The organism is Pandoraea horticolens, from assembly GCF_902459555.1.
GTDB classification, from domain to species: domain Bacteria; phylum Pseudomonadota; class Gammaproteobacteria; order Burkholderiales; family Burkholderiaceae; genus Pandoraea; species Pandoraea horticolens.
The window spans coordinates 116,592-136,154 of record NZ_CABPSM010000015.1; the positions used below are offsets into that span (position 1 = coordinate 116,592).

15 protein-coding genes and 1 tRNA gene are annotated in these 19,563 nt (G+C 59.6%); 12 read left to right on the forward strand and 4 right to left on the reverse strand.

The genetic code is table 11. The annotated features are described in order from the left end of the window. Window positions 1–70 precede the first annotated feature (70 nt). Complete coding sequence (locus PHO31112_RS21190; RefSeq protein WP_150622780.1) at window positions 71–1,186, reverse strand: aromatic ring-hydroxylating oxygenase subunit alpha; 1,116 nt, start codon at window positions 1,184–1,186, stop codon at window positions 71–73. A 227-nt stretch (window positions 1,187–1,413) separates the two neighbouring features. Between PHO31112_RS21190 and PHO31112_RS21195 the strand changes: the two genes are divergently transcribed. From PHO31112_RS21195 to folE2, 4 genes are all read left to right on the forward strand, one after another. Beyond that, a complete protein-coding gene (locus PHO31112_RS21195) occupies window positions 1,414–1,683 on the forward strand; it encodes an exodeoxyribonuclease VII small subunit (RefSeq protein WP_150622782.1) in 270 nt (89 codons plus the stop codon). Between the two features lie 96 nt (window positions 1,684–1,779). Beyond that, window positions 1,780–2,685 (forward strand): polyprenyl synthetase family protein, encoded by a 906-nt coding sequence (locus PHO31112_RS21200; RefSeq protein WP_150622784.1) that lies wholly within the window; start codon window positions 1,780–1,782, stop codon window positions 2,683–2,685. 197 nt (window positions 2,686–2,882) lie between these two features. Next, window positions 2,883–4,796, forward strand: coding sequence for a 1-deoxy-D-xylulose-5-phosphate synthase (dxs, locus tag PHO31112_RS21205; RefSeq protein WP_150622786.1), 1,914 nt, complete (start codon window positions 2,883–2,885; stop codon window positions 4,794–4,796). Between the two features lie 197 nt (window positions 4,797–4,993). Continuing rightward, window positions 4,994–5,803, forward strand: a complete 810-nt coding sequence (folE2, locus tag PHO31112_RS21210) for a GTP cyclohydrolase FolE2 (protein WP_150622788.1) — start codon at window positions 4,994–4,996, stop codon at window positions 5,801–5,803. 86 nt (window positions 5,804–5,889) lie between these two features. On the opposite strand, the gene tsaD is transcribed toward folE2, so the two are convergent. Beyond that, the gene (gene tsaD, locus PHO31112_RS21215; RefSeq protein ID WP_150622850.1) at window positions 5,890–6,921 is read right to left on the reverse strand and encodes a tRNA (adenosine(37)-N6)-threonylcarbamoyltransferase complex transferase subunit TsaD; all 1,032 of its coding nucleotides are present in this window, start codon (window positions 6,919–6,921) and stop codon (window positions 5,890–5,892) included. An 89-nt stretch (window positions 6,922–7,010) separates the two neighbouring features. Here tsaD and PHO31112_RS21220 point away from each other — a divergent pair, with 89 nt between their 5' ends. The 3 genes from PHO31112_RS21220 (at window position 7,011) to dnaG (ending at window position 11,027) form a co-directional block, all read left to right on the forward strand. Beyond that, the gene (locus PHO31112_RS21220; protein WP_150622790.1) at window positions 7,011–8,261 is read left to right on the forward strand and encodes a BaiN/RdsA family NAD(P)/FAD-dependent oxidoreductase; all 1,251 of its coding nucleotides are present in this window, start codon (window positions 7,011–7,013) and stop codon (window positions 8,259–8,261) included. Window positions 8,262–8,624: 363 nt separating this feature from the next. Continuing rightward, on the forward strand, window positions 8,625–9,074 hold the full coding sequence (locus tag PHO31112_RS21225) for a GatB/YqeY domain-containing protein (protein WP_150622792.1): 450 nt from the start codon (window positions 8,625–8,627) through the stop codon (window positions 9,072–9,074). 69 nt (window positions 9,075–9,143) lie between these two features. Next, complete coding sequence (gene dnaG, locus PHO31112_RS21230) at window positions 9,144–11,027, forward strand: DNA primase (RefSeq protein ID WP_150622794.1); 1,884 nt, start codon at window positions 9,144–9,146, stop codon at window positions 11,025–11,027. 14 nt (window positions 11,028–11,041) lie between these two features. Here the strand turns inward: dnaG and PHO31112_RS28265 are convergent, their stop codons facing one another. Then, window positions 11,042–11,539 carry a hypothetical protein gene (locus PHO31112_RS28265; protein ID WP_150622796.1) on the reverse strand — a complete coding sequence of 166 codons (498 nt, stop codon included), beginning with the start codon at window positions 11,537–11,539 and terminating at the stop codon, window positions 11,042–11,044. Between the two features lie 79 nt (window positions 11,540–11,618). Between PHO31112_RS28265 and rpoD the strand changes: the two genes are divergently transcribed. The 5 genes from rpoD to trfA all read left to right on the forward strand — a co-directional run bounded on the left by rpoD (window position 11,619) and on the right by trfA (window position 17,354). After that, entirely contained in the window at window positions 11,619–13,715 is a 2,097-nt protein-coding gene (rpoD, locus tag PHO31112_RS21240; RefSeq protein ID WP_150622798.1) for an RNA polymerase sigma factor RpoD, read from the forward strand. Window positions 13,716–13,743: 28 nt separating this feature from the next. Then, window positions 13,744–13,819 (forward strand) — tRNA-Ile (locus tag PHO31112_RS21245). A gap of 197 nt (window positions 13,820–14,016) precedes the next feature. Further along, the gene (locus PHO31112_RS21250; RefSeq protein WP_150622800.1) at window positions 14,017–15,090 is read left to right on the forward strand and encodes a site-specific integrase; all 1,074 of its coding nucleotides are present in this window, start codon (window positions 14,017–14,019) and stop codon (window positions 15,088–15,090) included. Window positions 15,091–16,260: 1,170 nt separating this feature from the next. Then, window positions 16,261–16,476 (forward strand): DNA-binding protein, encoded by a 216-nt coding sequence (locus PHO31112_RS21255; RefSeq protein ID WP_343042773.1) that lies wholly within the window; start codon window positions 16,261–16,263, stop codon window positions 16,474–16,476. 11 nt (window positions 16,477–16,487) lie between these two features. Beyond that, window positions 16,488–17,354, forward strand: coding sequence for a plasmid replication initiator TrfA (gene trfA, locus PHO31112_RS21260; RefSeq protein WP_174995821.1), 867 nt, complete (start codon window positions 16,488–16,490; stop codon window positions 17,352–17,354). A 972-nt stretch (window positions 17,355–18,326) separates the two neighbouring features. Here the strand turns inward: trfA and PHO31112_RS21270 are convergent. Further along, window positions 18,327–19,562: an MFS transporter gene (locus tag PHO31112_RS21270; protein WP_150622805.1), complete on the reverse strand. Its 1,236-nt coding sequence runs from the start codon at window positions 19,560–19,562 to the stop codon at window positions 18,327–18,329. Between the last annotated feature and the right edge of the window lies 1 nt (window position 19,563).

The window sequence follows — 19,563 nt, forward strand, 5'->3', positions numbered from 1 at the left end:
GTCGCCTGCGCCATCCTCAAACGGATGCATCTACTTTCTCACGCAGTGAGATGTTTCTGTGGGAAGCGGTTTAGAAATCGCCCATCTGGCGCCGCAGGAATTCGTGGAAATGCTGCATGCCGTCTTCCATCGGGCTTTGGTACGGGCCGACTTCCGACACGCCACGCTCGAACAGGGCGCGACGGCCTGCGTCCATGCGCTCGGCGATTTCATCGTCCTCGCGGGCGGTTTCCATATACGCGGCACGCTCGGCCTCGATGAATTCGCGTTCGAAGAGCGCGATTTCCTCGGGGTAATAGAATTCGACGATGTTCGTCGTCTTCTGCGGGCCGCGCGGGATGAGCCACGACACCACCAACACATGCGGATACCACTCGATCATCAGGTGCGGGTAGTACACCATCCAGATCGCGCCGAAGTCGGGCGGAACGCCTTCGCGGTAACGCAGCAGCACGTCGTGCCAATCGCGGTAGATCGGGCTGCCCGGCTTGGCGAGACCTTCATGCACACCTACGGTCTGGACGCTGTACCAGTCACCGAACTCCCAGCTCAGGTCTTCGCACGAGACGAAGCTGCCCAATCCCGGGTGGAACGGCACGACATGGTAGTCCTCGAGGTAAACCTCGATGAACGTTTTCCAGTTGTAGTTACATTCGTGCACTTCGACGTGATCGAACATGAAGTTCGAAAAGTCGAGATGGTGCTTCACGCCCAGACGTGAGAGATCGGCTTGTACGTCGCGGCCTTGCGCTTCGAACAGCAGTCCGTTCCAGCGTTGCAGCGGGAACTTGCCGAGGTTCAGGCATGGCTTCTCGGGGAAGTGCGGCGCGCCGAGCAGTTCGCCCTTCGTGTCGTAAGTCCAACGATGGAGCGGGCACACAATGTTGCGTGCATTGCCGCGCCCATTGAGCATGACCGCCTGACGATGGCGGCAGACGTTCGAGAGCAGTTCGATGCCACTATGCTCGCCCGCACCGTTGCGGACCAGCATGCGACCTTCCTGCTCGGCCGGCAGCGCGAAATAGTCGCCCGCTTCCGGCACCATCAGTTCGTGGCCGACATACCGAGGCCCGTATTTGAATAGGACTTCACGTTCGCGGGCGAGGAGCGCCTCGTCGAAATACGTGTAGACCGGCAATTGGCTCGAGGCCGGTTTCAATTGCAAAGCGCTGCTTAGATTGGACATTCCCACTCCCGTCGAGCTTGAAAGCAGTGAACAACCCAACCATCGAAGAATCGATTTAGGGAACCGACGATTATACCCGGTATGGGCTGTCGGGGGCACCTAAGTCCATGATTTGCGTTAAATAATGTCCGAAAATTGTCATCCCCGACGGTTTTGAGGCAATTTACGCCCTGCGAGGTGACGCGCTTTTGCCGTAAAATGGAACATTCGACCTGAATTTTGCGTTTATGGCCAAGACTGCAAAGTCGCAAGACGCGGTGCCCGAGGTGCCGCAGGACCTGCCCGAGACCTATGAGGCTGCGCTTGCCGAGTTGGAAAAGCTGGTGGGGCGCATGGAGGGCGGTGAGCTGGGGCTGGAGGAATCGCTCGGTGCATACCGGCGCGGTGCCGTGCTGGTGAAATATTGCCAGGGCTTGCTCGAGAAGGTGGAGCAGCAGGTCAAGGTGCTGGAAGGTGAAACGCTCAAGCCGCTCGAGGCGGCGCGCGATGACTTCTAACCGCCCAGCTTACGGCAAGGCGACCCAAGACCCAACGCGTCCCGAGGTGGCCCGGGGCGACTCAATAACACGCACGGCCTGAAGGGTACGTGCAGGATGAAGACGATGGCGGATCAGAATATCAAGACCTGGATGCAGGCGGTGCAGGCCCGTGTGGAACAGGCGCTCGATGCCGCGCTGCCCAGGGTAGCCGATGGCGGCTCGGCGCGACTCAACGAATCGATGCGTTACGCGGTGCTCGGCGGCGGCAAGCGGGTGCGCCCGCTGTTGTGCTTTGCGGCCGGCGAAGTGACGCAGGCCAGCGAGACGGCCCTCGACCGTGCCGCGTGCGCCGTGGAAATGATCCACGCCTACTCGCTGGTGCACGACGATCTGCCGTGCATGGACGATGACGATCTACGCCGCGGCAAGCCGACGGTGCACGTCCAGTACGACGAAGCCACCGGCCTGCTCGCGGGCGACGGTCTGCAAACCCAGGCATTTGCGTTGCTTGGCGAAGCTACGGGGGATCTGAGCGCTGCGCAGTCGCTCGCATTGGTGCGCGAACTGGCGATGGCCTCGGGTGCGCTCGGTATGGCGGGCGGTCAGGCGATCGATCTGGAGAGCGTTGGCATCAAGCTCACGCAGTCGCAACTGGAAAACATGCATCGCCTGAAGACGGGGGCGCTGTTGCGTGCCTCGCTGCGCATGGGAGCCATCTGCGGTCGTGCGTTGTCAGATGACGAAACGGTTGCGCTGGATGCCTATGCGGCAGCCGTGGGATTGGCTTTCCAGGTGGTGGACGACATTCTCGACGCGACGGCCGATTCGGCCACGCTCGGCAAGACGGCGGGCAAGGATGCCGCGAACGACAAGCCGACGTACGTGTCGCTGATGGGCCTTGAGGGCGCACGAGCGTACGCGGAAAAACTGCGCGCCGACGCCCATGCGGCGAGTACGTCGCTCGGCAATGCGGATCGGTTGCGCGCGTTGGCCGATTACGTGGTGGATCGCATCAACTGACCGGCGGATTGCCGGGCTGGCAAGTTTCGAGGCGGCCCCCAGCAGCACAGGGTCACGAGATCCGGGGGCGGTTTGCAGTAGACATAAGCAAGGGGCAAGGAGGGTCGGCGCGATCTCCCCACAGAACGCACCGGCAGGAGATCGGGATTGGCTCACTGGGGAAGCCGCCCGATAGAACGCCTATATATGGAACGACGATGTACGAACTTCTAAATACTATCGATGACCCGGCCGCATTGCGGCGTCTGGAGCGTCGCCAACTTGCGCCGTTGGCCGAAGAGCTGCGCGCCTTCGTGCTCGAAAGTGTGTCGCGCACGGGGGGGCACTTGTCGTCCAACCTCGGCACGGTTGAGCTGACGATCGCGCTGCACTACGTGTTCAACACGCCGGAGGATCGCATCGTCTGGGACGTGGGCCACCAGAGCTACCCGCACAAGATCCTGACCGGCCGTCGCGACGCGATGGGTTCGCTGCGTCAGCTTGGCGGCATTTCGGGCTTCCCGAAGCGCGACGAGTCGCCGTACGACACGTTCGGTACAGCACACTCGAGTACGTCGATTTCGGCGGCACTCGGTATGGCGCTGGGCGCGCGCACGAAGGGCGAGAACCGCTTCGGCATCGCCGTGATCGGCGACGGTGCGATGACAGCCGGTATGGCGTTCGAGGCGATGAACAACGCGGGGGTTCACGAAGACGTGCCGCTGCTGGTCATCCTGAACGACAACGATATGTCGATTTCGCCGCCGGTGGGGGCACTCAACCGCTACCTCGCCCGTCTGATGTCGGGCCGCTTCTATGCGGCGGCAAAGAAGGGCGTGGAGAAGGTGCTGAGCGTGGCGCCGCCGGTGCTGGAATTGGCGCGCAAGTTCGAAGAGCACGCGAAGGGCATGGTCGTGCCTGCGACGATGTTCGAGGAATTCGGCTTTAACTATATCGGTCCGATCGACGGTCACGACCTCGACTCGCTGATTCCGACGCTCGAGAACATCAAGAATCTGAAGGGGCCGCAATTTCTGCACGTGGTCACGCGCAAGGGTTACGGCTACAAGCTGGCCGAGGCTGACCCGGTGCTGTATCACGGTCCCGGCAAGTTCAACCCGGCCGAAGGTATCAAGCCGAGTACGAGCAGCAAGAAGACGTATACCCAAGTGTTTGGCGACTGGCTGTGCGATATGGCCGCAGCCGACAAGCGTGTTGTGGGGATCACCCCCGCCATGCGCGAAGGCTCGGGCATGGTCGAGTTCGAGAAGCGCTTTCCGGAACGTTATTACGACGTCGGCATTGCCGAGCAACATGCGGTGACGTTCGCGGGCGGTATGGCGACCGAAGGCCTCAAGCCGGTCGTCGCCATTTACTCGACGTTCCTGCAACGCGGCTACGATCAATTGATTCACGATGTCGCGCTGCAAAATCTGCCGGTCCTCTTCGCGCTTGATCGTTCGGGCCTTGTGGGCGCGGACGGTGCAACGCACGCGGGTGCTTACGACATCGCTTATCTGCGCTGCATCCCGAATATGGTCGTGATGGCGCCGTCGGACGAGAACGAATGCCGTCAGATGCTCTACACCGGTGTGCAGATCGACGGTCCGTCGGCCGTGCGTTATCCGCGCGGCGCTGGTACGGGCGCTGTCATCGAGCAAACGATGACGGCACTGCCGATCGGCAAGGGCATCGTGCGCCGTGAAGGTCGGGCGGAAGCCGGGCGTCGCGTGGCGATTCTGGCGTTCGGCAGCATGGTTGCCCCGGCGCTTGCCGCTGCCGCGCAACTGGACGCGACCGTGGCCGACATGCGCTTCGTCAAGCCGATCGACGATGAGCTGATCGCACGACTGGCGCAGACGCACGATTACCTCGTGACGGTGGAAGAGGGCAGCATCATGGGGGGCGCGGGTTCGGCAGTTGCGGAATCCCTGCTCGCCGGTGGGGTTACTCGACCCGTACTACAATTGGGCCTGTCCGATCGCTTCATCGATCATGGCGATCCGGCGGCGCTGCTGTCGGCCGAGGGACTCGACGCGGCAGGTATTGCGAAATCGATCTGCACGCGCTTCGACCTGTCGCTGGAAGCCTCTCGGGCGGCTGACAAGGTCACGACGAAGCTCGTCGCCTGAGCGTCCGGTAGTCCCGAATATCCGAACGATCCGGCTTGTTACGCCGGATCGTTTCATTTTGCGTTACGTATTTTCCGTCCCGTGCCGGGGCTCTCCGGCACGTTCCCGATGACACTCGCCGGAGGCTCGCGAGCCGTGCGTCGGATACGTTTGCCCATTGCCTCCCCCAGTCGGCTTGCCGGCAAAGAAGGAAATAGATGAATCAGATGAACCCCGCTTTCGTCATGCCGGACGTGCAGAGCACCGTCGATACCCGGCAGATTCCGATTCAACGCGTTGGCGTGCGTGGTGTGCGTCACCCGTTGTCGGTGCGTTTGGCCGATGGCGACGCACAAGCCACCGTGGGCTTGTTCAATCTCGACGTTCATTTGGCTGCCGATCAGAAGGGCACGCATATGTCGCGTTTCGTGGCGCTGCTCGAGGCGCATCGTGCGCCGCTGGATGTCGCAGGTTTCCGGGCCATGCTCGATAGCATGCTGGATAAGCTCGAAGCCGAGGCCGGTCGCATCGAAGTGACGTTCCCGTATTTCATCAACAAGACGGCACCGGTGTCGGGCGTGCAGAGCTTGCTGGATTACGAGGTGACGCTCACGGGTGACGTGCGCAACGGTCAGACGCGCGTATGGCTCAAGGTGCTTGTGCCGGTCACGAGCCTGTGCCCGTGCTCGAAGAAAATTTCGCAGTACGGTGCGCACAACCAGCGCTCGCATATCACCATCGACGCGGAAATCGCGGGCGACATCGCTGTCGAGGAATTGGTGCGTATGGCCGAAGAAGAAGCGTCCTGCGAATTGTGGGGGCTGCTCAAGCGTCCGGACGAGAAATACGTGACCGAGCGCGCCTATGAGAATCCGAAGTTCGTCGAGGATCTGGTGCGCGACGTGGCAACGCGTCTGAACGATGAGCCGCGCATTGTGGCCTACGTGCTTCAGGCCGAGAACTTCGAGTCGATCCACAATCACAGTGCCTATGCCGTGATCGAGCGTGACAAGCGTGTGGCAGCTTGAGATTGCGGTACCTTCAGGCGCGCGCTGCATAAAAAAGACCGCTCCGGGGAGCGGTCTTTTTATTGGGCGGTTCCCGCAAGGGGGGATCAGATGCTGCGCACGATGTCGGCAAGATCCCAGCGCGGGCGGACAGTGTAGGCGTATTCGCTGTCCGCTTCGTCCGGCCAATGCTTGAGACGCATGGCGCCGGCGAAGGCGATCATGGCCCCGTTATCTGTACAGAATGCCAGGTCGGGGTAGTGCACGCGATAGCCGCGTCGTCGGGCCGCTTCGTTGAGCCCCGCGCGAAGCTGTGCGTTGGCGCCGACGCCACCGGCGACGACGAGCGTCTTCATACCGGTCTGCTTGAGGGCGGCCATCGATTTGGCAACGAGTACGTCGACGATCGCGTCGACAAAGCCCCGCGCGAGATCGGCCTTTTCCTGCTCGCAGACATTGCCGTCGAGCTTGCGCACTTGCGTGAGCACGGCAGTTTTCAATCCGCTGAAGCTGAAGTCGAGGTTGCCGGAGTGCTTCATCGGGCGTGGCAGGTCGTAGCGTCCCGGTGTACCGAACTCGGCCAGACGCGAGACGGCTGGACCGCCCGGATAGCCGAGTCCCAGCAATTTTGCGGTCTTGTCGAAGGCTTCGCCTGCAGCGTCGTCCAGCGTTTCGCCAAGCATGGCGTACTGGCCGAAGGCGCGCACTTCCATCAACTGGGTGTGGCCGCCGGAGACCAGCAGCGCGACGAATGGGAAATCGGGGGCGTCCGGCGCGAGCAGCGGGGAGAGCAGGTGGCCCTCGAGGTGGTGCACGCCAACGACCGGGCGATCGAGCGCGAAGGCGAGCGCGTTCGCGACGCTCGCGCCTACCAGCAGCGCACCGGCAAGGCCAGGGCCCTGCGTGTAGGCGAGGGCGTCGACTGCGCTGAGCGGCTTGCCGGCCTGCGCGAGCACCTCTTCGGCCAGCGGCAGCGCGCGACGAATGTGGTCGCGCGACGCCAGTTCGGGCACCACGCCGCCATATTCACGGTGCATGGCAATCTGCGAATGCAGCGCGTGCGAGAGCAGGCCGGCCTCCGTGTCATAGAGCGCGAGGCCTGTTTCGTCGCAGGAGCTTTCAATGCCTAGAACCAGCATGGCTTGAGGGGTGGCGCGGAGCGTCATGAAGAAGGATAACCCGTAAGTATACCAGTCGACCTTAACGCCCGCCGGTTACAATGCGCGCCATGGAAAAGTTCGATGTAGCGATTGTGGGTGCTGGCGCGGCCGGCCTGATGTGCGCGGCGGTGGCCGGGCAGTTGGGGCTGCGTGTGGTGCTCATCGATCACGCGACGCGTCTGGCCGAGAAGATCCGGATTTCAGGCGGCGGGCGCTGCAATTTCACAAATATCAATGCCGGGCCGGCCAACTATCTGTCCGAGAATCCCCGTTTCTGCCGTTCGGCACTGGCGCGCTATACACCGCGCGACTTTCTGGATTTACTCAAGCGTCATCGCATTGCGTGGCACGAAAAGCATCGCGGGCAGCTTTTCTGCGATGAAAGCGCCGAAGATGTTATCGAGATGCTTCGCCAGGAGTGCGCGGCGGGGCACGTGCACTGGCGGATGCCCTGTGCTGTCCACACCGTTGCCTACACGGAGGCGGGTGGGGCGCATCGGTATCATTTGACGACCGATGCGGGTCATATCGCGGTAAAACGGCTCGTGATCGCGACCGGCGGCCTGTCGATTCCGAAAATCGGCGCGACGGACTGGGGCTATCGCATCGCCCGTCAGTTCGGTCTGGAGGTCATCGAGCCGCGCCCGGCACTTGTGCCGCTCATGTTCGACGCCTCGACGTGGGCGCCCTTTGCGGGGTTGTCCGGCTTGTCGCTGGAGGTCGAGGTCAGTACGGGGAAGGGGAAGGAAGCCGGCAGCTTTGTCGAGGATTTGCTGTTCACGCACCGGGGATTGTCCGGTCCCGCCATCCTCCAAATTTCCAGTTTCTGGACGCCAGGACAACCTATCACGCTGGATCTGGCGTCATCGTCGGACATCGAGGCGGCATTGTTCGAGGCCAAGGCGGCGTCTAAACGCCAGTTGGCCAACTTGCTGGCGCAATGGGTGCCGGCGCGTCTCGCAGATGCTTGGGTGGCCAACAGCGGACTCTCGCCGCAGGCGCGCGTGCAAGAGCTGCCGGACAAAGCACTGCGCTCGCTCGCTCAGGCGTTCTCGGGGTGGACGCTCAAGCCGTGTGGCTCGGAGGGCTGGCGCAAGGCGGAAGTCACGCGCGGCGGAGTCGACACGCGGGCGCTTTCCTCTGCAACGATGGAGGTCCGCACGCAGCTGGGGCTGTACTTCGTCGGGGAAGTCGTGGACGTGACGGGGTGGCTCGGCGGTTACAACTTCCAGTGGGCGTGGGCGTCGGCGGTGGCTTGTGCCCGGGCGATGTCCGAAAGCGTTCAGGTCGGCCGGGCAGGAGAGAACGCACTGTCGTAGACGGCCACTCCCGGCCTGTGATACGCTCTCGCCTTCGTGGAGACGACGCATCAATGGTTGTTTTCGGGACGTTTGCGACAGTTCAAGACGCTTCCGAAGCATTGCCGGGGTTTTGCGTCTGACACGTCACCGGCCAAACGGGCGTTCAGCGCCTGGGCCGGGGCCCGATCTCCAGCGAGCCCGCTTGTGATCGCGTTTGTGATCGTCTCCCCAAGCGGGTTTTTGTGCTTTCTGCCCCCCGTTTGCGTCTGCGCCAGCTTATCGGCTGCGGTCGCGCGCGGTGAGTGCCTGACGGCAGTCGTCCTTTTCTTTGGGGCGGCATGCACTACACTGAAACGTATTCGAATTCCGGAACCCCTGCTCATGAGTCTGAAAGAACGCGTCAACGAAGACATGAAGACGGCCATGCGTGCCAAGGCCGCCGACAAACTGGGGACCATCCGGCTGCTGCTCGCGGCAATCAAACAAAAGGAAGTCGACGAGCGCATCTCCCTGGACGATGACGCAGCGGTTGTTGCTATCGTCGACAAGCTGATCAAGCAGCGCAAGGATTCCATCAGCCAGTTCCAGGCTGCCGGCCGCACCGATCTGGCCGACAAGGAGGCTGCCGAACTCGAAGTGCTCCAGGTCTATATGCCGCAGCAGCTTTCGGCAGAGGAAGTCGCGCAAGCGATCAAGGCCGCTGTGGCGCAAACCGGTGCTGCCGGTCCGCAGGACATGGGCAAGGTAATGGGCGTGCTCAAGGGCCTGTTGGCCGGTCGGGCCGACATGACGGCCGTGTCCGCGCAAGTGAAGGCGGCGTTGGCTGCGTAATTCTGTGGTGCGGCAAGTTGCCGTCGTTCGTGCGACGGCGCGTCACCGCATCGCGATGGCATCGATCCAGTGATTCCCCAGTCGTTTCTGCAGGACCTCCTCAACCGCGTCGATATCGTCGAGGTGGTGGGTCGTTATGTTCAGTTGAAGAAAGGCGGGGCGAACTTCATGGGGCTATGCCCCTTTCATAACGAGAAGTCGCCCTCATTTACGGTGAGTCCCACCAAGCAGTTCTATCACTGCTTCGGGTGTGGCGCGCACGGCAGCGCGATCAGCTTCCTGATGGAGCATGCCGGACTCGGATTTGTCGAAGCTGTCGAGGAGTTGGCCCGCAACGTCGGGCTGGATGTGCCGCGTGAAGCGCCGATACCTGGCGCGCCGGCACCTGCCGCGCAACGGGCGCAAACCCTCGGTCTGGTCGACGTCATGACGCGTGCCTGCGACTACTACCGCAAACAGTTGCGAGGAGCGCCGGCTGCCATCGAATATTTGAAGCGGCGCGGGTTGACGGGTGAAATCGCGGCGCATTTCGGGCTGGGGTATGCCCCGGATGCCTGGCAGAACCTTGAGGCTGCGTTTCAGAACTACCGCGACGATCAGTTGCTCGACGCCGGTCTCGTCATCGAGAGTGAGAAGGGCGAGGCGGGCGGCGCAAAGCGTCGTTATGACCGTTTTCGCGACCGGATCATGTTCCCGATCCGAAACACGAAGGGGCAGGTGATCGCTTTCGGCGGACGAGTGCTGGACAAAGGTGAGCCGAAGTATCTGAATTCACCTGAAACACCGCTTTTCAGCAAGGGCAGTGAGTTGTACGGCCTGTTCGAGGCGCGCACGGGTATTCGCGACGCGGGCTACGTACTGGTAGTGGAAGGGTATATGGACGTGGTCGCGCTAGCGCAGCTTGGGTTTCCGCAGGCGGTGGCCACATTGGGTACAGCGTGCACGCCCATGCATGTTCAGAAGCTGTTGCGCCAGACCGAGACGGTGGTGTTCAGCTTTGACGGAGACGCGGCGGGCCGCCGGGCGGCACGCCGTGCGCTGGAAGCCTGTTTGCAGCATGCGGACGACAACCGGAGCTTCAAGTTCCTGTTCTTGCCCAGCGAACACGATCCGGACAGCTACGTGCGTGAGTATGGCGCGAACGCGTTTGCCGAAGAGGTGTCGCGAGCCATGCCGTTGTCGCAGTTCCTGATTGGTGAAGTGACGGCCGGTAAAGAGATGCATCAGCCCGAGGGCCGGGCACGTGCGCTGTTCGAGGCGAAGCCGCTGCTGCAGCAGATGCCGGCGAATGCGTTGCGAGGACAGATTCTGCATGCGCTGGCCGAGCGGGTAGGTAGTTCGGTAGAAGAAGTGGCCGAGCTGTGCGAATTGCAGATCAGTGCGGTGCGCCGTCAGAACGCGTGGGACAAGGCGCCGGCCAAGCGCGAGAAACGCCGCGTGGTGGGCACCGAGCATCGGGCATTGCAGAATCTGCTGATGTTTCCGGTGCTTGGAAACGAATTGACTGAAGAAGAGACCAAGATTTTGCAGGATGGGCGTCACCACGCCGAGATTTTCTCGGAGGTGCTGGCGCATTGTCACGAAATGGGGGCCCAGGCCGATTTCCGCTTCATGTCGGATCGGTTGCGGACATCGCCGAATTGGGCGAGTTTCGACGACATCCTTCGCGAAATCCTCGCGTTCGAAGAGAACGCTCGCGACCTGCTGTTGTTCGACCCGGCCGATGAGGCGCAAGTCGAGCGTCGCGAGGAACAGATTGCACTGCGGCTCACGGAGTTGCGAAGCGCGATTCGGCGCTTGCAATACGACGGGCTGTGCGAAGCGCTGGAGACGATTTTCAAGCGGCCGTCATTGACGTCCGATGAATTGCGCCACGCTCAGGCGCTGTCGCGGCAACGCGACGAATTGAAGCGGTTGCTGGCTCCGGTCGGCACAGGAGGCGCGCGAAGTTGAGGTAAGCCCGCGTGCTACAATGGAAAGTTTTCAGTGGGCTGTTTTCTGGCAAGCGAGATCGCTATGGCAAAGATGACAACGACCAGCGGAAAAAAGACGGTTATCCCTTCACCGAAGGCAAAGCGCGCGACAAGCGCGGCGGCGGCGTCTGGTGGGAAGGGGGCGTCTCGCTCTGCAAAAGCTGGCGTTGTCGTAAAAGCTGGCGCGGTTGCGCAAGCCAAGACGAAAACGGCCAGCCAGGCAAGTTCGGCGAAACGTACTACGCAAGTTAAGGCAGCCGCCGGCGCAACGAAGACGACCGGCAAGACGGCTGCGAAGGTGACCGATGTCACCAAGCGCAAGAGTGCGACCGCCGCGACGGTGGGGGCTGCGAAAGCGGCTAAGCCGACGGTGAAATCCGAGCCGCCCGTCAAAGCGACGAAGACGGCGACGACCGCGAAGGCGACGGCAGGCGGGAAACCGCAGGCCCGACAACCCGCTGAAAAAAGCGCGAAGAGCGCAACTACCGTCAAGGCACCGACCTTGGCGGGCCGCAGTACACCTGCGACGCGAGTCCCACGCAAGACCGGGGCTTCAAGCAAACCCGAGGCTGTGGAAGTCACGCCGGCAGCAGTTGCACCTACCGTCTCCAAGACGCGTGGCAAGGCCGCGAAGACCGCCGCTTCAGGAGGGCAGAACGTTGCAGCGAATACTAGTGATCAACCCGTGAACGAAGATCAGACCAAAGTGGAAAAGCAGAAGGCGCGTGATCGCCGGGCAAAAGAGAAAGCACTGCTCAAGGACGCATTTTCCTCGCACCAGCCCGGTACGGCCGAGGAACTTGAGGAGCGTCGCGGCAAACTGAGGACACTGATCAAGCTGGGCAAGGAACGTGGCTTCCTGACCTTTGCAGAGATCAACGACCACCTGCCCGACGACGTGGTGGAGGGCGACGCGCTGGAAGGCGTGATCGCTACGTTTAACGACATGGGCGTGGCCGTCTACGAGCAGGCGCCGGATGCCGAAACGCTGTTGCTCAACGACAATGCGCCGAATGCCGCGACGGACGACGAAGTTGAGGAGCAAGCGGAAGCGGCCCTGTCGACCGTCGATTCCGAGTTCGGCCGCACGACCGATCCGGTGCGTATGTACATGCGCGAAATGGGTACGGTCGAGCTGCTGACGCGCGAGGGCGAAATCGAGATCGCCAAGCGCATCGAGGAAGGCCTGAAGCACATGGTGCAGGCCATTTCCGCGTGCCCGACGACGATTGCCGAGATTCTGGCAATGGCCGAAAAGGTCGAGCGCGAAGAAATGCGCATCGACGAAGTGGTCGATGGCCTGATCGATCCGAATGCGGATGCCGTTGCGGCGGCTGCCTCTGAAGACGAGGATTTCGACGCGGATGCGGAGGAAGAAGCGGAAGAAGAGGAAGCCGAATCGGACGAGGAGGACGACAGCAACAGTGGTGGTGCTGCTTCGGCTGCGCAGGTCGAGCAGCTCAAGCGTGACGCGCTCGCCAAGTTCTCCGTGATTGCCGAGTGGTTTGGCAAGATGCGCCGTGCGTTCGAGAAGGAAGGTTATCAGTCGAAGCCGTATGTGAAGGCGGGCGAAGCCATCCAGATGGAACTGATGACGATTCGCTTCACGGCGCGTACGGTCGAGCGTCTGTGCGACACGCTGCGTTCGCAAGTGGACGAAGTGCGGAACATCGAGCGTGCGATTCTGAACATCGTGGTCGACAAGTGCGGCATGCCGCGTGCGGATTTCGTGCAGCGTTTCCCTGGCAACGAAACCAATGTCGACTGGATCTACACCGTTGTGGCCGACAACAAGGCGTACAGCTCGGTGGTGGAACGTAACGTGCCGGCCGTGCGGGAACTGCAGCAGAAGCTGATCGATCTGCAGGCGCGTGTGGTGTTGCCGCTCACGGAACTCAAGGACGTCAATCGCAAGATGGCCGAAGGTGAGCGACGTGCGCGCAAGGCCAAGCGCGAGATGACCGAAGCGAACTTGCGTCTGGTGATTTCGATCGCGAAGAAGTATACGAACCGCGGCCTGCAGTTCCTGGATCTGATTCAGGAAGGTAACATCGGCCTGATGAAGGCGGTGGACAAGTTCGAATACCGTCGTGGTTACAAGTTCTCGACGTACGCGACGTGGTGGATCCGTCAGGCCATTACGCGTTCGATCGCTGACCAGGCGCGTACCATCCGTATTCCGGTGCACATGATCGAAACGATCAACAAGATGAACCGGATTTCGCGTCAGATTCTGCAGGAAACCGGTGTTGAGCCGGACCCGGCGACGCTGGCCGAGAAGATGGAAATGCCGGAGGACAAGATCCGCAAGATCATGAAGATCGCGAAGGAGCCGATCTCCATGGAAACGCCGATCGGTGACGACGACGATTCGCACTTGGGCGATTTCATCGAAGATACTGGCACGGTCGCACCTGCTGACGCCGCATTGCATGGTAGTATGCGCGACGTCGTGAAGGACGTGCTTGATTCGCTGACGCCGCGCGAGGCCAAAGTGCTGCGCATGCGTTTCGGTATCGAGATGAGCACGGATCATACGCTTGAGGAAGTGGGCAAGCAGTTTGACGTGACGCGCGAGCGTATTCGTCAGATCGAAGCCAAGGCGCTGCGCAAGCTGCGTCACCCGAGCCGCTCCGACAAGCTCAAGTCGTTCCTCGAAGGCAATTGATTGCTGCTGAGCGAGTGCTGGTAGTGGAGGGCCGTTAGCTCAGTGGTTAGAGCAGGGGACTCATAATCCCTTGGTCGCTGGTTCGAACCCAGCACGGCCTACCAAAGAAGTCAAAGAGCCCTTGACGGTGACGTCAAGGGCTTTTTGTTTTTAATCAATAATTTACATTGATTTTTTGTGTGCTTTTCTTGGTTGGAGATGTGTTGGCTGCGTTGCTGGATACAGGGCCGTATCCGTAAAAGTTGTGGCGTCGGTACAGTTTCGGTACAGTAAGCCGGGTTAGTCACACACTCGGTCGTTCATGGCAACCATCGTCAAAACGGAATCTGGAACCTGGAAGGCGGTAATCAGGAAGCGCGGATTTCCAACTACCATCAAGACCTTTCGCCTAAAGCGCGACGCCGACGATTGGGCTCGTCGTACCGAAGACGAAATGGTGCGGGGAATGTTCGTACAACGAGCGCCGTCTGAGCGATTGACGTTCGAGAAGGCTATTCAGAGATATCTCGCCGAAGTGACATCGACGAAGCGTCCGATGACTCAAACTGGGGAGCACAAGCGTGCGGCCCCTCTGGTCGCGTACTTTGGAAAGTATTCGTTAGCGGCAATCAGTGCGGAGCTCGTTGCCCAGTATCGTGACAAGCGGCTATCTGGCGAAGATCGAAAAGATGCTTCGGGGAAGCCTGTCCCTCGAGCGCCCAACACTGTTCGTCTTGAGTTGGCACTTCTTGGACATCTATTCACTGTTGCAGTAAAAGAGTGGGGCTTGGGGTTGACCTACAACCCAGTCCTAAATATTCGGCGTCCCGCTCCCGGCCCTGGCCGAACTCGCCGTCTAGATAAGGGCGAGGAGGTTCGACTGCTCGCCGCGGTGGATGGTCACTCGAACCCGATGCTGCGTTGGATTGTTCGCATAGCCGTTGAAACAGGAATGCGATCATCCGAAATTGTTACGCTGCGCCACTCGCAAGTCGATTTGGTTAAGCGTGTGGTTCGCTTGGTAGAGACCAAGAACACAATGCCGCGTACTGTGCCGCTCACTGTGGAGGCGACAAACCTGTTCGCGCAGGCGCTTGCGAATCCCATTCGCCCAGTCGGTACAGATTTGATCTTCTTTGGTGAGCCGGGAAGAGACAAGGTGCGTCGCCCCTACAATTTCAACAAGGTTTGGCTCGATATCAAAAGATCGGCTGGTTGTTCTGATTTTCGCTTCCACGACCTGCGTCACGAAGCCGTGAGTCGCTTGGTGGAAGCAGGATTGAGTGACCAGGAGGTAGCCGCCATAAGCGGGCATAAGTCAATGCAAATGCTCAAGCGATATACGCACCTGCGGGCGGAGGATTTGGTGGCTAAGCTCGACAAGCTAAAGGCTTAGCGATTGCATGGCGGTTGCAGGCGGTTGCAGGCGGTTCTGTCTGGTCGATGTCGAATCTATAGTCGATGTGAATCGTTCGCAGAGTTTTCGAAATGGCCTGGCGGCTTTTTAGTCCTAGTGCTTCGGCAATTTGAGGTTGGCTTTTGCCATTGGCGAGAAGAACGACTATCTCCTTTTTTCGATCAGACATTCGTCGATCCACGAGCTTACGGGCCTCGCTACGAAGGCGTTCCTCAGTCTCGGAGGTTGATGTGCCGCATTCGTCGTCAATTCTGAGCCGTTTCAAGACTGATAGTCGACGGAAAAACTCGTCAATAGTTTGTGCGGGAAGCTCCGTGCGGATTGTGGCCGCATGCCCCCAGTATTGGTGTTCAAGTCGCTTTAGTTCAATCTCGAAGGTTTGCTGAGTTCTCCTAGCTTGTTTGTACTTTGCCCTGGTAGTGCTTGATCCCGCCTTTTTGGGGCTGTGGACCCCGCAGTAGATTGAACTGAGCCTGGAGCCCTCGGGCGAGGTTCCGTGCGCTTCTGCGAGATGTGCTGCGAGCTCGGTTGGCTGGGCGCAGCTTCGACATGTGCTCATGCCATGCAGTAGGTCCACCCTGCCGAACTTCCCGAGCGATCTTCGTTTGGTCGTTTTGCCTCGGCAACGCATTGCGACTTCCCGAAGGCTATCGAGCGATTGCTCGAGGCAGCTTGGCTCCGCATCCGCCGGTTTCTTCATGATCTCTCGACCGACCTCCTGAAGGAACTGATCAAGGGAGGTAAGCCCACAGCACTGAGCGATGGTGCTTAGCGCGGTCGTTCCCCCAAGACCAGAAAAACGCGTTTGCTCTGCCAATGTCATTGCCTTGAGTCGATGTCGCATCCACGCGATGTTCAACGTCTGCGCGCTCAGCGCCTCGTATCGATCGCGCAAGTCCACCCACGCGGGATCGATTAATTCGCGAAGCAACTTGAAGATCGGATACCTGCGTGACTGTGCCGAATACGATCCCCAGGCCGTAGATAGGGCCGCTATCGCGTCTCGGAGCTTCGGGTCACATCCGTCCCAAGCTCTAATTGGGGCAATCGCATGCATGTCAACCAAATTGGGAACCTAATAGGCTGAATACTACGACTCAAAGCGTCATTCTTCAATCTCCTGATATGAAATTTAACGGAGTCCAACGTATGTTGAAGATTGAAGAGGTTCTAATGAATCAGTACGGCCCACTGCTCAGTTTGGCTCATTTGGCAAAAATCTTGGACCGCTCAGCAGATGGCCTTCGTCAGGGGCTTTATGTGGAGTCGGACTGGTCTTCTAGGATCAATGCGGCAAAACTGAGGGTCGGAAAACGTGTTTATTTTCGTACTTCAGATATTGCGAGATTCCTTGGCGGCGAATGAGGTCGGGCCATATGTCGACGCTCGACGCATTGATCGAGAAGCTCCGACCAAGGGCGGAGCTAGGGCAAGCGCGTGCTCATGACGTGACGAATTTGGGCGGGCAGTTGCCTCTATTTCCTGAGGAGGACGCCAGCGCGATTCCCAACTACATTGCGCGCACGCCGCTATTTGCCCCCATTCCCCGAGGACGGCGGAAAATGCACGACGATGCGTTGTTGCCCTCACCTGACGGATTTGAGGTGAGATTCAGCGGCAAACAGTTCGATATGGGCGATCAAGACGTATTTATGTTGGCTCTCCGCTATGCACAAGGAGTGGACCTCAATCAGCCAGTTAAATGCGAGCGAGCCCAATTTTTGCGGGATCTTGGCTGGGTACCAGGGAGGAACGGGGCTTTCGGCAAATCCGCGTACGCGTGGTTAGATGAATCGTTCAAACGCTTGACCACTGGTACTTTGCATATCAGGACGAAGAGATATACCGCCAACCTGTCGCTGATCGCAGAGTGGACGCAGGACAATCAAACAGGCATGTGGGAGTTCACCATAGGAGCGAGGGTGAGGGTGCTCTTTTCGAACAATGAATACGCCTTTGTCGACGTGGCTAAGCGAAAGTTGATCGAGCATCGAGTGGATTTGGCCAAGTGGCTGCAGTCCTATGCTTCCACGCATGCGCCGGGCATTCCCCACCGTGTTTCCATCGAGAGCCTGAAGCGGTTGTGCGGTTACACCTCTCCTACGCGAAAGTTTCGCGAGGCTTTGAGTGAAGCACTCTGCGAACTGGAGCGACTGAAGATCCTCGTTGATGCACGGCCCTATAGGGATGGGGCGATGGTTCAGTGGACGAGATTCAGTCCCGTTGGGCAAGCCACGGCATAGCATTCCGCCTGTCATTGTCCTCAGATGACAATTTGCTTAAGGTTCGCTGCACCGGATCGGGCGCTGATTGATGTGGATAACGTCACCAACGTCACGGCATGGCATTCCGGGGAATACGGCACCATATTCCGTTTTCACGGCATGGTATTCCGCCTTCACGGCATAGTGTTCCGGGGGATTTGTGTAAGGCGTTGATTTATATTGATTTTTTGGGGTATTTTTTACGTTAACCTATATCTAACCTACTATAACCGTTGCTGCTTTGTGGATAATCCCTTATCGGCCAAGGTGCCTCCTCAGTTGCTGGGAGCGGGGCTCCTTTGTTCGCCACTGCGGGCGCCAATGAACTTTCGATTCACTGGATGCAAACTTCGAATTTTTCGCGTTTCCTTCGTCGCTCGGCATATGCGAGCAATTGCCGGGAAATAGGCATTTCAAGCATCCGCCGGCGGAGCAATGCGTAGCCACCGGCCCAACACATCTCGCAAGCAATGCTGACAGAGATCGAGGCTGACAGTGTTTCCATCTCCGAACACAGAGTCGAAGCCGCAGTCATGGTCAAGTGATACGCGTTCTTGCCACTCACCTGGTTGATCGGCAGACAACTGTCGTCGACAGCGGTCGCAGGTGCACGCGCTGACTTCTTGCATGATTCGGAGGCGATATTCGCGCATAGGAGAGCTCCGAGTAGGGGGGGGCAATATAGAGGGTTGGCCGGGATTCGTAAAAAATCCGCCACATCCTGACCTAAACCGCTGATCTGAATGAGAAATCGATGCTCGGATCGAGTGGCGGCACAGTGCGCTGCAGATCCAGCAGATAGACGCCGAGCCGGTTGATATGCTCGCGCCGATACGGCGACAGCGCCCACTAAGTGATATCAGGCGCAAGCGTTCCGCGCAACGGCCGGGCTAACCGTCCTCAACCATCGGAAACACTCGCGGTTCCGGCATAGACTATGCCCATACGGCCTCATGAGCGGTCTCGCTCCGCCTGCGATTTTAGTATTGGCAACGCCTCTTCGGTGCATGATGCCCATCCAAGAACGATCCCGAGTCCGATGGCAATTGTGCCGCCTAGGACGAAGATGAGAGGAATCCCTAGTAGTTTGGCAAGGGCCGCGCCTGCCAACGGTCCTAGTACCAAGGCTGCTAGCTGCACGCTTCTGGCCGTGGCGCTGACGGTACCAATAGATTCGAGCGGACACTGCTGTTGCAGTGCAACCCCAAAGCTCATGGCTGTCAGCCCGTAACAGCATCCGTTCACCACCCAGAATGCCAGCAGCAACCAGACCGGCGTGGCAAAATTTATCAACGCTAGCAATCCCGGGGTCGCTACCGTCAAGCCGAAACCCGCTAGACCGATGACTACCGCGCGATGCTCGTCTCCCGTGTGAGCTCGCTTGAACAGCAAGGCGCCAAGAATGGCGCCGGCCGCTGTGCTACTGACGATCATGCCAAATGTTCCAGCGGGCATGCCGTGTTCCTTCAGGAATAGTGCAAGCAACGGGTCATACAAGCCGAGGATTGCTGTTTGTGCGACGGCAGCCCCAAACGCTCGCCTAAACACTGCGTTATCGCGTACCAGAAGACACAGCGTTTGAAGGTGGCGACGAGCTTGCAAGCGAGACTCGCGCGCCGACACCTCGACATGCTTGCGCAGTGGGTACAGACACAGAATGCCTGTCAGCCCCAACGTTGCGGACAAACCGAACCCCGCCCCTGGGTAATGTAGGCTTGCCAGACTGGCTCCTATTAAGGGAGCAGAAATCTTGCATAGCTGATCAACGGTAGACATAACGCTAGCGTTGGAGACCAGTTGTTCCTTTGAGAGCATAGCTCGAACGATGACCTGCTCCGCAGGCATGGCGCCCAGGTTTGTCAAACCTTTGAGAAACACCAGCAGTACAAAGACGTTAATGTCAGGGGCGACGAGCAGCAGAAGAGAAGTGAGCGCGCGAGCCAAATAGCTGATGCCAAGCATCGCGACCGGATGGACGCGGTCTGCAAGTGCGCCAAAGAACGGACCGAGAATCAAACCTGGTAGGCCGTACACGGCGGACGCTACGCCGATGGTAGTTGCATCGGCATGCCAGTAGTAGCCAAGCAAAGAAAAGATCAGCGTGAAGTCCACCCAGAGGATGGTCGAACTCAGCACGCGCGCAGAAACAAGTGCGCGGTATCCTGGCACCGATTGCAGGTTGCTCATG